Genomic DNA, 3,530 nt, shown 5'->3' on the forward strand with positions numbered 1-3,530 from the left:
CCGGGCGCTTCGTTCTTTCGTGTTTCCAGCTTATCAGACGTTTTCTGCTCCGTTTTCCGGAGTTTCATTCATCCGATTTCCCGAACTGGTCGGGATCGCTTTTCGCGACGCCCTCCACATTAGCGCATTCCGAGTGTCACTCGAAATTCATGCTCCGAGAGCTAGACGCGCTGAGTGGGTGGCCGCTTCAGCGACTCGTTCAACACTAGGCCACCTGGAGGACATCGTCAAACGTCAGGGGCAGGATCCGGCTGGATCCCGCCCCTGATGGGCAAAGCCGCAGGTCAGCGGCCGTGCGTTTCGGCCATCTCGGCCAGTTCGATCACTTGGTCAGCTCGGCCGCGGCCAGGTTGCGCTTGCCCCGGCGCAGGACCAGCCAGCGCCCGTGCAACAGGTCGGCCTCGGCCGGCACCGCCTCCTCGTCCGTCACCTTGACGTTGTTGAGGTAGGCACCGCCCTCCTTGATCGTCCGGCGGGCGGCCGAACGGCTCGGGGAGAGACCGACGGCGACCAGCAGGTCGACGATCGGCTGGAGCTCGGTGACGGCGGCCTTCGGGACCTCGGCGAGCGCGGCGGCCAGGGTGGGGGCCTCCAGGTCGGCGAGGTCGCCCTGGCCGAACAGCGCCTTGGAGGCGGCGACCGCGCGCTCGTACTGGTCGGCGCCGTGCACCAGGGTGGTCAGCTCCTCGGCGAGGGCGCGCTGGGCGAGACGGGCGGCCGGGCGCTCGGTGGTCTCGCGCTCCAGCTCCTCGATCTCCTCCTTCGAGCGGAAGCTGAAGATCCGCAGGAAGTTGGGGACGTCCCGGTCGTCCGCGTTCAGCCAGAACTGGTAGAAGGCATACGGGGTGGTCAGCTCGGGGTCGAGCCAGACCGTGCCGGACTCCGTCTTGCCGAACTTGGTGCCGTCGGCCTTGACGATCAGCGGCGTGGCCAGCGCGTGCACCGACTTGCCGTCGGCCTTGCGGATGAGGTCCGTGCCGGCGGTGAGGTTGCCCCACTGGTCGCTGCCGCCGGTCTGCAGGGTGCAGCCGTAGCGGCGGTTCAGCTCCAGGTAGTCCATGCCCTGGAGGATCTGGTAGCTGAACTCGGTGTAGCTGATGCCCGCGTCGGAGTTGAGCCGCCGGGCGACGGCCTCCTTGGCGATCATGTTGTTGACCCGGAAGTACTTGCCGACGTCACGCAGCAGGCTGATCGCGGACATCCCGGAGGTCCAGTCCAGGTTGTTGACCATGCGCGCCGCGTACGGGCCCTCGAAGTCCAGGAACCGCGAGATCTGCCCGCGCAGGCGCTCCACCCAGCCGGCCACCGTCTCGGGGTCGTTGAGCACGCGCTCGGCGGTGGGCTTCGGGTCGCCGATCAGACCGGTGGCACCGCCGACCAGGCCGAGCGGGAGGTTCCCCGCCTGCTGGATGCGGCGCATGGTGAGGATCTGGACCAGGTTGCCGAGGTGCAGGCTGGGGGCCGTCGGGTCGAAGCCGCAATAGAACGTGACCGGGCCGTCCGCGAACGCCTTGCGCAGTGCGTCCTCGTCGGTGGACAGGGCGATCAGCCCACGCCACCGCAGCTCGTCGACGATGTCCGTCACGGTCACGCTTCTCCTTCGGTCGGGCGTCCCGCCCGGCGCGGGCCCGGTTCGGCCGGGCCCCGGTGCGGGACGACTCCAGCGTTGTAGAGCCTACGCGGTCCCCGCCAGCGAGTTTTCGCCGCACCTGCGCGGACGCGCCGCACCGGCCAGGGTTCCGACGTGGCCATGCCCCTTCCCGACACCGGAAATTCCGTTGTTCGACGGCGGGGAGCCCCTTCACAGTGGTCCCACCGCCGCGCGGCGGCAGTGACGTGTGTAAGGACGGTCGTGCCGCCGTGGCACGCCCGCGGAAGGGTGGCCGAGGTGCGCAGCACGCTGGTTCTGAACGCAAGCTACGAGCCGCTGACGACGGTGTCGCTCCAGCGTGCCGTGGTCCTGGTGCTCCAGGACAAGGCCGTCGTCGAGCAGGCGCACCCCCTGCGCACCATGCGCGGGACGGGGGTGACGGTACCGGTGCCGCGGGTGATCAGACTCCAGCGGTACGTGCGGGTGCCGTTCCGACAACAGGCCCCGTGGTCGCGCCGGGGGGTGCTCGTGCGGGACCAGCACCTGTGCGCCTACTGCGGGCGGCGGGCCACCACGGTGGACCACCTGCAGCCCAGGTCGCGCGGTGGTGGGGACACCTGGCTGAACACGGTGGCCGCCTGCGCGGAGGACAACCAGCGCAAGGCCGACCGGACGCCGGAGCAGGCGGGGATGACGCTGCTCCGCTCGCCGTTCGTCCCGACGCCGCAGGCGACGCTGATGATGGCGCTGGGGCTGCGGGTCTCGGACCTCCGGGAACTGGCCGACTGGCTGCCGTCGCAGGTCGCCGCCGCGCCCGCGCCGTCCGCCGCCTGAACCTGACCGTGCCGTGCCGTGCCGTGCCGGGGACCGACGGGGGAGGTCGGTTCCCGGCCCGGCATGGGCTCAGTCCTTCGCCCGGAAGCCCGTCGCGGTGCCGAAGTTGGTCGAGTGCTCGGGGACGGCGACGACCAGGCCGCCGCCGACCAGGACGCGGCCGGAGACCAGCAGTGAGCCGGTGCCGGGCGGGAAGCCGCCGCCGACCGTCTCCTGCCCGCCGTCGAGGGCGAAGCGGCTGAGGTGCGCGGGCTGGTCCACCCGCTCGTCGACGGCGATCACCAGCGCGCCGCCGTCCAGGCCGACGGCCCGGGCGGTGCCCTTCTCGCGGGCGGTGGTCCGCCAGCGCTGCTTGCCGGTGTCCAGGTCGTAGCCGACCGCCTCGACCGGCCCGCCGGCGCCGTTCGCCGAGGCGGCGGGGGTGACCGTGGTGACCATCGTGCGGTCGTGGAAGAAGACGCCGGGAGTGGCCGAGAACGATCCGTGGGCGGCGTCCAGCCGGCCGCCGGCGTCGGCGACCGGGATCTCGACGGCGGGGTCGCCGGACGCGCCCCAGGCGTACACCCGGTCGTCCTCGGGCTTCTCGCCGGTGGTGAGCAGGACGGGCGGCTCGGCGGAGAGCACGGTCGCCGTCTTCGGCCGGTTGTTCAGGCCGCGCCACCAGGAGACCTTGCCGTCGGCGGTGTTCAGCGCGACGGCCTGGTCGACGGGGGTGGAGTCGGCGCAGGTGCTGGCGACCAGGACGGTCGCGCCGGAGACGCCGCCGGAGAGGGTGCAGAACTTCCCCTGCCCGGTGTACTGCCAGACGTCCGCGCCGTCGGTGGACTGCCAGGCGACGGCATGGCTGTCGCCGACCGCGATCACCTTGTCCTCGGTGACGCCGACCCGCGCGCCGTAGGCGCCCTTGGTGTCGGTGAGCGGCTTGTTCCACACGGTCCGCCCGTCCTTGGTGTCGACGGCGGCGACCAGCGAGCACGGGCTCTTGGGATCGGCCTGGGGCCGGAAGAGCACGGCGCCGAGGCCGGCCCGGTTGACGGTCGGCGACAGCCCGCACGGGACGGCGCCGGCGGCCGGCGCGGTCAGGGTCAGCTCCACCATCGGGGCG

General features: G+C 71.6%; 3 protein-coding genes. 1 reads left to right on the forward strand and 2 read right to left on the reverse strand.

Annotated elements, in window-relative coordinates; translation table 11 throughout:
• Window positions 1-322: 322 nt before the first annotated feature.
• Window positions 323-1,585 carry a tyrosine--tRNA ligase gene (gene tyrS / locus ABD308_RS27455; protein WP_344339919.1) on the reverse strand — a complete coding sequence of 421 codons (1,263 nt, stop codon included), beginning with the start codon at window positions 1,583-1,585 and terminating at the stop codon, window positions 323-325.
• Window positions 1,586-1,888: 303 nt separating this feature from the next.
• Between tyrS and ABD308_RS27460 the strand changes: the two genes are divergently transcribed.
• The gene (locus tag ABD308_RS27460) at window positions 1,889-2,425 is read left to right on the forward strand and encodes an HNH endonuclease (RefSeq protein WP_344339911.1); all 537 of its coding nucleotides are present in this window, start codon (window positions 1,889-1,891) and stop codon (window positions 2,423-2,425) included.
• Between the two features lie 69 nt (window positions 2,426-2,494).
• Here the strand turns inward: ABD308_RS27460 and ABD308_RS27465 are convergent.
• A partial coding sequence (locus ABD308_RS27465; protein ID WP_344339915.1) for an outer membrane protein assembly factor BamB family protein occupies window positions 2,495-3,530 on the reverse strand: 1,036 nt, incomplete at its 5' end.

The sequence above is a fragment of the Kitasatospora putterlickiae genome (assembly GCF_039527695.1).
GTDB classification, from domain to species: Bacteria; Actinomycetota; Actinomycetes; order Streptomycetales; family Streptomycetaceae; genus Kitasatospora; species Kitasatospora putterlickiae.